This window comes from Hydrogenophaga sp. (genome assembly GCF_051007235.1).
In the GTDB taxonomy this organism is placed as follows: Bacteria; Pseudomonadota; Gammaproteobacteria; order Burkholderiales; family Burkholderiaceae_C; genus Hydrogenophaga.
Genome location: NZ_JBPCSJ010000253.1, coordinates 1 through 8,420, shown reverse-complemented (window position 1 = coordinate 8,420; position 8,420 = coordinate 1). Strand labels below are relative to the sequence as shown.

At 71.0% G+C, this 8,420-nt stretch carries 9 protein-coding genes and 1 pseudogene; all 10 read left to right on the top strand.

The annotated features are described in order from the left end of the window. A pseudogene (locus ACR2JA_RS09145) lies at nt 1-495 on the top strand (hypothetical protein); the annotation flags it as partial. Further along, a complete protein-coding gene (locus ACR2JA_RS09140) occupies nt 488-829 on the top strand; it encodes a hydrogenase maturation nickel metallochaperone HypA (protein WP_434008780.1) in 342 nt (113 codons plus the stop codon). The pseudogene ACR2JA_RS09145 and the gene ACR2JA_RS09140, both read left to right, overlap by 8 nt. 156 nt (nt 830-985) lie before the next feature. Further along, nucleotides 986-2,065 carry a hydrogenase nickel incorporation protein HypB gene (gene hypB / locus ACR2JA_RS09135; protein ID WP_434008779.1) on the top strand — a complete coding sequence of 360 codons (1,080 nt, stop codon included), beginning with the start codon at nt 986-988 and terminating at the stop codon, nt 2,063-2,065. A 4-nt stretch (nt 2,066-2,069) separates the two neighbouring features. Then, a complete protein-coding gene (locus ACR2JA_RS09130; protein WP_434008778.1) occupies nt 2,070-3,209 on the top strand; it encodes a Kae1-like domain-containing protein in 1,140 nt (379 codons plus the stop codon). Beyond that, nucleotides 3,200-3,550, top strand: coding sequence for a HypC/HybG/HupF family hydrogenase formation chaperone (locus tag ACR2JA_RS09125; protein ID WP_434008777.1), 351 nt, complete (start codon nt 3,200-3,202; stop codon nt 3,548-3,550). The genes ACR2JA_RS09130 and ACR2JA_RS09125 overlap by 10 nt, the downstream gene beginning before the upstream one ends. Next, nucleotides 3,547-4,797, top strand: a complete 1,251-nt coding sequence (gene hypD / locus ACR2JA_RS09120) for a hydrogenase formation protein HypD (RefSeq protein WP_434008776.1) — start codon at nt 3,547-3,549, stop codon at nt 4,795-4,797. Before ACR2JA_RS09125 ends, hypD begins: the two co-directional genes overlap by 4 nt. Before the next feature lies 1 nt (nt 4,798). After that, nucleotides 4,799-5,857, top strand: a complete 1,059-nt coding sequence (gene hypE / locus ACR2JA_RS09115) for a hydrogenase expression/formation protein HypE (RefSeq protein ID WP_434008775.1) — start codon at nt 4,799-4,801, stop codon at nt 5,855-5,857. 162 nt (nt 5,858-6,019) lie between these two features. Then, nucleotides 6,020-6,553 (top strand): hypothetical protein, encoded by a 534-nt coding sequence (locus ACR2JA_RS09110; protein WP_434008774.1) that lies wholly within the window; start codon nt 6,020-6,022, stop codon nt 6,551-6,553. Between the two features lie 23 nt (nt 6,554-6,576). Next, nucleotides 6,577-8,010, top strand: coding sequence for a sigma-54-dependent transcriptional regulator (locus tag ACR2JA_RS09105; RefSeq protein ID WP_434008781.1), 1,434 nt, complete (start codon nt 6,577-6,579; stop codon nt 8,008-8,010). A 155-nt stretch (nt 8,011-8,165) separates the two neighbouring features. Continuing rightward, nucleotides 8,166-8,420: NAD(P)H-dependent oxidoreductase subunit E (locus ACR2JA_RS09100; RefSeq protein ID WP_434008773.1), on the top strand; the 255-nt coding region annotated here is incomplete at its 3' end.

The window sequence follows — 8,420 nt, the reverse complement described above, 5'->3', positions numbered from 1 at the left end:
CAGGCCGACGGTTTCGCCCTGCAGCCGCGCTGGCAAGGCCAGGTGGCGCACACCGGCCCCTGGGCGCGCCTGCACCCGGCGTCCGCCGCGCAGCCGTGGACCGCCTGGGGCCTGCTGGGCAGCCGCCTGGCCGAACTGGTGCGCCTGTGCCTGCCCGATGCACCGGGCGAGGCCGGGGGCGGAGCATTGGCCTGGGGCGCGCTGCCCACCGGCGAGCGCCAGGGCCTGGCCTGGGTCGAGATGGCGCGTGGCCTGCTGATCCACCAGGTGGTGTTGGCCGATGCCCAGCCGGGCGCAGTGCCCGTGGTGCGCGCCTGCCAGGTGCTGGCCCCCACCGAGTGGAACCTGCACCCCGAGGGCGTGGCCGCGCAGGCGCTGGCCGCGCTGCCGGCCGACGCGCCCGACCTGTCCGCCCGCGTGCACCTGCTCATGGCCGCGCTCGACCCCTGCGTGCCGTTCCAGATCGCCACACAACCGGAGATGGCCCATGCATGAAGCCAGCCTGGCCGGTGGTGTGCTGCAGCTGGTGGAAGACACCGCGCGCCGCGAAGGGTTTGCGCGCCTGCTGTCGTTGCGGCTGGAGGCCGGCCAGCTGGCCGGCGTGGACGTGCGCGCCCTGCGTTTTGCGCTGGACAGCCTGGCCCCCGGCACGCTGCTGGACGGCGCGCAGATCCAGATCGATGAAACCCCCGGGCAGGCCTGGTGCCTGCCCTGTGCGCAGAGCGTGGCCATCGCCCAGCGCGGCGATGCCTGCCCGGTGTGCGGCGGCTACCAGCTGCAACCCACGGGCGGTATGGAATTGCGCGTTTTGGACATGAGAGTGGTATGAATCACCCCCTGCGCCGCTTCGCGTCTTCCCCCTCTCTCGCCTTTGGCGGGAGGGGAGCCTCCCCTGCGGCCCGGCGAAGCCGGTTCCGCGGCGCGACTGGGCAACTGCCCTTCGCCCCGAACAGTGTTTCGATGAACAGAACAAAGGAGAGCCAATATGTGTGTCGTGTGCGGATGCAGTGACAACAGCCCGGCCCATGCCCGGCATGTGCAGACCCAGACCGGCGAGGCCGGTGTGGTGACGGTGAACCCCGGCAATGGCGATCTGCACTTCGGTGCGGGCGCGGCCCGTGTGTCGGTGCCCGGCATGAGCCAGGCGCGCGCCATCAAGCTGGAGACCGACATCCTGGGCGCCAACAACCGCGTCGCGCAGCAGAACCGCGCGCACTTCGAGGCCCACGGCGTGACCGCGCTCAACCTGGTCTCCAGCCCCGGCTCGGGCAAGACCACGCTGCTGTGCGCCACCATCACCGCGCTCAAGCAACGCCAGCCCGGCCTGCACGTCGCCGTGATCGAGGGCGACCAGCAGACCAGCTTCGACGCCGACCGCATCCGCGCCACCGGCGCGCCCGCGATCCAGGTCAACACCGGCAAGGGCTGCCACCTGGATGCGCCGATGGTGGCCGAGGCGTTCGCGCAACTGCACACGCATGAACACGCACACGATCATTCGCACGATCACGATCACGCGCATGACCATGGGCACCACCACCATCCTCACGACCAAGCCCACAGCCTGCTGTTCATCGAGAACGTGGGCAACCTGGTCTGCCCCGCCGTGTGGGACCTGGGCGAAGCGGCCAAGGTGGCCATCCTCTCGGTGACCGAGGGCGAGGACAAGCCGCTGAAGTACCCCGACATGTTCGCGGCCGCGCAGCTGATGATCCTGAACAAGACCGACCTGCTGCCGCACGTGAAATTCGACGTCTCACGCTGCATAGCCCTGGCGCGGCGCGTGAACCCGGCCATCGAGGTGATCCAGCTGAGCGCCACCACCGGCGAAGGCATGGACGCCTGGCTGCACTGGCTGGACCACGCCATGGGTGATGACCATCACCACCACGAAGCGCCGGATGCCGAAGCCGCGCTGCGTCAGCGCGTGCAGCAGCTGGAGGCGGAACTGGCCCGCGCCAAAGCACAAATCAGCCCCCACGCTCCGCCGCTGCGCGAGTCGCTGCCCCCCGAGGGGGGGCGTTTCGTCTTGGGGCGGCCCGGCGGCGAAACCGTCACCGGTTAACGCCATGTCCACCTCCGTGCTCGCCGTCGGCGCCTGGCTCAAGAACGCGGCCTGCCTCGTGCTGGACGGCCGCGTGCACTGGTCGCCGGTGCACGGCGACCTCAGCGACCCGGCGGCCTGCGCGGCGCTGGAAGCTTCGGTGCGGGCGCTGGTGCAGCAGGCGCACGACGCCGGCGCGCCGGTGCAGGCCGTCGCGCACGACCTGCACCCCGACTTCTTCAGCACCCAGCTGGCCGTCGCCACCGCCGATGCGCTGGGCGTGCCCGCCATCGGCGTGCAACACCACCACGCGCACCTGGCGGCGGTGATCGCCGAACACGGCATCAACGAACCGGTCGTGGGCCTCGCGCTCGATGGCGTGGGCCTCGGAACGGACAACACGCCCTGGGGCGGCGAGCTGCTCTGGCTCGATGGCGCGTTGTGGCAGCGCCTGGGCCACTTGCAGCCCCTGGCCCTGCCGGGCGGCGACCGCGCGGCGCACGAACCCTGGCGCATGGCGGCCAGCGCGCTGCACGCGCTGGGCCGCGCCGATCAGATCGTGCCGCGCCTGGCCCTGGCGGTCGGCGAGCCGGTGGCCGCCGGTGTGCGGCAGATGCTCGACAAGGGCCTGAACTGCCCGCCCACCAGCAGCGCCGGCCGCTGGTTCGACGCCGCCGCCGGTGCGCTGGGCCTGTGCCACCACCAGCGCGACGAGGCCCAGGCCGCCATCGCGCTGGAGCAGGCCGCGACCCGCGCCCTGTCGCTGCGGCCCGACCTGCCGCCGCTGGCCGGCGCGGTGCTCCACGGCGATGGCCGCATCGACCTGCGGCCCGTGCTCGCCCAGCTGTTCGACGCCACCGATGCCGACGGGGCGGCGGCCGGCTTTCATCTGGCGCTCGCCGATGCGCTGGCCGTGGCACTGATCACCGCCGCGCGTCAGCGCGGCATCCGAACCGCCGCTCTGGGCGGCGGCTGCTTTTTCAACCGCATCCTGCGCGACCGCACCGTGCGCCGCCTGGTGGATGCGGGACTGACCGTGTACCTGCCCGGCCCCCCCGGCTGTGGCGACGCGGGTCTGGCCATCGGCCAGGCCTGGGTGGCCGCGCAGCAACTCGCCAGAACCACCACACAAACCCCCGTTGAGGAGACCGTCCCATGTGCCTAGCCATTCCCGCGCTGCTGGTGGAAAAGCGCCCCCACGACCAGGCCCTGGTCGAGCTGGGCGGCATCCGCAAGCCCATCTCCGTCGCGCTGGTGCCCGAGGCGAACGTGGGCGACTACGTGATCGTGCACGTGGGCCACGCCATCGGCGTGCTCGACCCCGAAGAAGCGCAGAAGACCCTGGCGATGTTTGCCGAGATGCAGTCACAGACCGCGGAGCGGCCAGACATGAGACCCAGCGCCGGGCCGCCCCAAGCTGGGTCAGCCCCTGGACCCGGCGACGACCGGGACCCTTCCCGGTCTTGGGGCAGCGAACCACATGAAATGGGGAGCGTGGGGGTATGAAATACATCGACGAGTTCCGCGACGGGGCGCTGGCGAAGCACATCGCCGAACGCATCGCGGCCGAGGTCAGGCCCGACCACGCCTACCGCTTCATGGAGTTCTGCGGCGGCCACACCCACGCCATCAGCCGCTACGGCGTGCTGGAACTGCTGCCGCCCAACGTGCGCATGATCCACGGCCCGGGTTGCCCGGTCTGCGTGCTGCCCATCGGCCGGGTGGACCTGGCCATCGAACTCGCGCTGCAGCACGATGTGATCCTCTGCACCTACGGCGACACGATGCGCGTGCCGGCCTCGGGCGGCCTTTCATTGACCAAGGCCAAGGCGCGCGGTGGCGATATCCGCATGGTCTATTCGGCCGGCGACGCGCTGCAGTTGGCGCGCGACAACCCCGAGAAGCAGGTGGTGTTCTTCGCCATCGGTTTCGAGACCACCACGCCGCCCACCGCGCTGGTGATCCGCGAGGCCGCGGCATCGGGGGTGCAGAACTTCAGCGTCATGTGCAGCCACGTGCTGACCCCACCCGCGATCCGCGCGATCCTGGACGGAGCCGAGGCACACGAGACAGCCGAGATCGAAGGTTTTGTCGGCCCGGCGCACGTTAGCGTCGTCATTGGCTCCGACCCCTATGCGAAGTTCGCACAGGAGTACCAGAAGCCCGTCGTCATCGCCGGCTTCGAGCCGCTGGACGTGCTGCAGGCCATCCTGATGCTGGTGCGCCAGGTCAACGAGGGGCGCGCCGAGGTCGAGAACGAATTCACCCGCGCCGTCACGCCCAAAGGCAACCTCAACGCCCAGGCGGTGATGGACGACGTGTTCGAGCTGCGCGAGGCCTTCGAGTGGCGCGGCCTGGGCACCATGCCGCTGTCGGCGTTGCAGATCCGCGAGAAGTACCGCGACTTCGACGCCGAAGCACGCTTCCAGCTCGGCTACCGCAGCGTGCCCGACAACAAGGCCTGCGAATGCGGCGCCATCCTGCGCGGCGTGAAAGAGCCGCGCGACTGCAAGATCTTCGGCACCGTCTGCACGCCCGAGAACCCCGTCGGTTCCTGCATGGTGTCCAGCGAAGGCGCCTGCGCGGCGCACTACACCTATGGCCGCTTTCGCGATGTACAGCCTGTCACCCCCTGCGCTGCTGCGCAGCTTCCCCCTCTCTCGCCTTCGGCGGGAGGGGGACGGCACCTGAGGCCCGGCGAAGCCGGTTCCTCGGTGCCCCTGGACGGGGCCTCCACAGTCCTGGAACGTTGACATGAAGAAGACCTACACCCGCCCGCTGGACATCAAGCACGGCCGCATCGACATGGGCCACGGCGCCGGTGGCAAGGCCGCGGCCCAGCTGATCGAGGAACTGTTCCTGCCCGCGCTGGACAACCCGTATCTGCGCCAGGGCGATGACGGCGCGGCGCTGCCGCTGCCAGTGTTTCCCGAAGGTCCCGGTCAGCTGGTGATGGCGACCGACGGCCACGTGGTCTCGCCCATCTTCTTTCCCGGCGGGGACCTGGGCTGCCTGGCGGTGCACGGCACGGTCAACGACGTCGCCATGATGGGCGCGCAGCCGCTGTACCTGAGCGCGAGTTTCATCATCGAAGAGGGCTACCCGCTGGCCGACCTGCAGCGCATCGTGCAGAGCATGGGCGCGGCCGCGCGCGAGGCCGGCGTGCCGGTGGTCACGGGCGACACCAAGGTGGTGGAGCAGGGCAAGGGCGACGGTGTCTTCATCAGCACCACCGGCGTGGGCGTGCTGCCACCGGGCGTGTCGGTCAGTGGCCGCCACGCGCGGGTCGGCGACGCCATCCTGGTCTCCGGCACCATCGGCGACCACGGCGTGGCCGTGCTCTCGCAGCGCGAATCGCTGGCCTTCGAGACCACGATCGAAAGCGACACCGCGGCGCTGCACACGATGGTCGCTGACCTCATGGCGGCCGTGCCCGGCGCGGTGCGCGTGCTGCGCGACCCCACCCGCGGCGGGCTGGCCACCACGCTCAACGAGATCGCGCGCCAGTCGGGGGTGGGCATGCGGCTGCAGGAAGCCGCCATCCCGGTCAAGCCGCAGGTGGACGCGGCCTGCGAGCTGCTCGGCCTGGACCCGCTGTACGTGGCCAACGAGGGCAAGCTGATCGCCATCGTCGCACCCGAAGCGGCCGAGGCTGCGCTGGCCGCGCTGCGTGCCCACCCGCTGGGGGCGGACGCGGCGCTCATCGGCCAGGTGACGGCGGACCCGCACCACTTCGTGCAGATGGACACCCGCTTCGGCGGCCGGCGGGTCGTGGATTGGTTGAGCGGCGAACAACTGCCGCGCATTTGTTGACACCCCCCTGCGCCGCTGCGCGGCTTCCCCCCGCTCTGGCGCGCCTTCGGCGCTGGGCAGGGGGACGGCACTGGTGGCCCGGCGAAGCCGGTTCCACGGTGCCCCTGGAGAAGGCACTGCTGTCGGGGGGCTTCTGGCGTGACAAGAACAAGGAGACGTGGGATGTCGGGTCAGGTGTACCGCAAGACCGAGGCGGGCCGTGCCGAAGTGAGCCAGCGTCGGGCCGGCCTGTCGCCGGCCACCCGGCAGCTGCTCATCCTGGTCAATGGCAGCGACAGCGTGCAGGTCCTGAAGGACCGCGGCCTGGTCGATGTGCGCACCGCGCTCGACTCCCTGCTGGCCCAAGGCCTGATCGAGCCCCTGCACGTGCCGCCGCCCCGACCCGTGCCCGCCGCGGCCCCCGCCCCTGAACCGGCACCGCCCGAAGACCCGCAGCAGCTGCTGGCGCTGCAGCGCCGTGCCTACCAGGCGCTGCAGCCGCACTTCGGCCCCGACACGCCCACCGTGGCACAGGCGCTGCTGGCCGCGCGTTGCCGGGCCGACTTCGACGCGTCGCTCGGCGGCATCGAGGCGAAGCTGGCCATTTACATGGGCCGCAAGCAGGCCGCGCGCGAGGTCCAGGCCCTGCGTTCGGTGCCCGAAAACGGCAACACCGCTCCTACAATGACCCGCCCACCCCGACGCTCTCCAACGTGAACCCTGTGCTGCCCCATGACGTGATGCCCACTGTGCTGGTGGTGGACGACGAGGTGCGCTCGCAGGACGCACTGCGCCGCACGCTGGACGAGGACTTCACGGTGTTCACCGCCAGCAGCGCCGACGAGGCGCGCGGCCTGCTGCAGCGCCAGCCGGTCAGCGTCATCCTGTGCGACCAGCGCATGCCCGGCATGACCGGGGTGAGCTTCCTCAAGGAGGTGCGCGAGCAGTGGCCCGACGTGGTGCGCATCGTGATCTCGGGCTACACCGACAGCGAAGACATCATCGCCGGCATCAACGACGCCGGCATCTACCAGTACATCCTCAAGCCCTGGTCGCCCGACCACCTGCTCGAATCGGTGCGCAACGCGGTGGAGACGCAGGTGCTGCAGCAGCAGACCGCGCGGCTGGACCTGGAGCTGCGCACCAGCACGCGCGTGCTGCGCCAGCGCACCGCCAGCCAGATGACGCAGGCGCGCAGCGCCTTCGGGTTTGACCGCATCGTGCGCGCCCCGGGCAGCCCGCTGGACACCATCTGCCGCATGGCCGAACGCGCCGCGCGCTACGACATCCCGGTGCTGGTGCTGGGCGAGTCGGGCACCGGCAAGGAACTGCTGGCGCGCGCCATCCACTACGCGAGCCCGCGCCTGAGCGGCCCCTTCGTGGTGGAGAACTGCGCGGCCATCCCCGACACCCTGCTCGAATCCGAGCTGTTCGGCCACAAGCGCGGCGCCTTCACCGGCGCCTTCGAAGACCACCTGGGCCTGTTCCAGCGCGCCGACGGCGGCACCGTGTTCCTCGACGAGATCGGCGAGACCTCGCCGGCCTTCCAGGTCAAGCTGCTGCGCGTGCTGCAAGAGGGCGAGGTGCGCCCCGTGGGCGCCGCGCGACCGGTGCCGGTGGACGTGCGCATCATCGCCGCCACCCACCGCCAGCTGGAGCAGCGCGTGCGCGAAGGCCTGTTCCGCGAAGACCTGTACTACCGGCTCTCGGCCGTCACCCTCACGGTGCCGCCGCTGCGTGAGCGCTTGGCCGACATCACCCCGATCGCGCGGCAGATCGCGCTGGACGTGGCCGCCGAGCTGGGCCACCCCGGCGCCAGCCTGCCCGACGAGACCCTGGCCTGCCTGCTGGCCTACCCCTGGCCCGGCAACATCCGAGAACTGCGCAACGAGATCGGCCGCGCCATGGCTTTGCACGACGGCTCTCAGCTGCCCCCGGGCGCGTTTTCGCCGCGCGTCCTGCAGGGCCGGGCTGCTGGTGGTGCCGACGACCTCACGGCCGCGCTGCCCGCCAGCGGCAGCCTCACCGACCGGCTGGACGTGATCGAGGCCATGGTGCTGCGCGAAACCCTGCTGCGCCAACGCTGGAACAAGACCAAAGCGGCGGCGGAGCTGGGCCTTTCGCGCGTCGGGCTCAGGGCCAAGATGCAACGTTTCGGCCTCGACAAGCCATGACATCTAAAGGCCCCCACACTCCACCGCTGCGCGGGTCGCTGCCCCAGGACGGGGAAGGGACCCGGTCCTTGCCGGTTCCGGGGGCTGATCCGGCTTGGGGCGGCCCGGCGCCGGATCGTGCTCCCTCCGCGCATCTTCACGCGGCCGATGACGCGATGGCCCGCTGGGGCCGCGACCCGCACGCGCTGGTGCAGGTGCTGCGCGAAACGCAGGCGCAGACGCACTGGCTGCCGCGTGAGCTGCTGGCCCGCATCGGCCGCGCGCTGGGTCTGACGCTGGCCCATGTCGAAGGCGTGGCCAGCTTCTACCGCTTCTTCCACCTGCAGCCTGTGGGCCGGGTGCGCGTGCTGTTCTCCGACAACATCACCGACCGCATGGCCGGCAGCGACGCGCTGATGGCGCGGCTGTGC